This is a genomic window from Streptococcus sp. SGI.013, assembly GCF_050315295.1.
In the GTDB taxonomy this organism is placed as follows: Bacteria; Bacillota; Bacilli; order Lactobacillales; family Streptococcaceae; genus Streptococcus; species Streptococcus porcorum.
This window is the reverse complement of record NZ_JBNPOS010000094.1, coordinates 1-515: the sequence shown is the minus strand read 5'-3', so window position 1 is coordinate 515 and position 515 is coordinate 1. Positions and strand designations below refer to the sequence as shown.

The window sequence follows — 515 nt, the reverse complement described above, 5'->3', positions numbered from 1 at the left end:
CACTAATCATTAGTTCTAAAAGTGTAATATATCCAACTGCAGTTAATCCGACTGTAAGTCCAATACCTAATAACATATGTTTATTCTTACTCATTTTTATTCCTCCATAAATTATTATTATAATTAATAATAATCTGCTTGAGCTAATGCGGGTGCATCGTTAATGCCGTCTCCAACCATCGCTACCTTCTTGCCTGCCTCTTGTAGTTTTTTGACTTCCTCTGCTTTATCTTCAGGTAATACTTCACTTAATACACTGTCTATACCCACTTGCTTAGCAATCGCTTTGGCTGTTCGTTTATTATCTCCAGTAATCATGATTACTTCAACACCGCGTCTTCTAAGTTCTTTAACAGCCTTCATGGCAATCGCATTGCCCTTCTGTACACTGACAATCCACTTCTTCTACTGCGAAAGATTTTTTTATCTCTAATATTTTCTCTAGTCGATCTATATCATCGAAGCTTAAGACATGATCTTCAATGATGCTTCCTATTACATTTCCGACTTTCTTT

2 pseudogenes are annotated in these 515 nt (G+C 35.7%); both read right to left on the bottom strand.

Features of this window, described 5'->3' with window-relative positions:
- Window positions 1-132 precede the first annotated feature (132 nt).
- A pseudogene (locus ACQRDX_RS09500) lies at window positions 133-327 on the bottom strand (HAD-IC family P-type ATPase); the annotation flags it as partial.
- Window positions 328-349: 22 nt separating this feature from the next.
- Window positions 350-515 (bottom strand): annotated as a pseudogene (locus ACQRDX_RS09495) (CopY/TcrY family copper transport repressor); the annotation flags it as partial.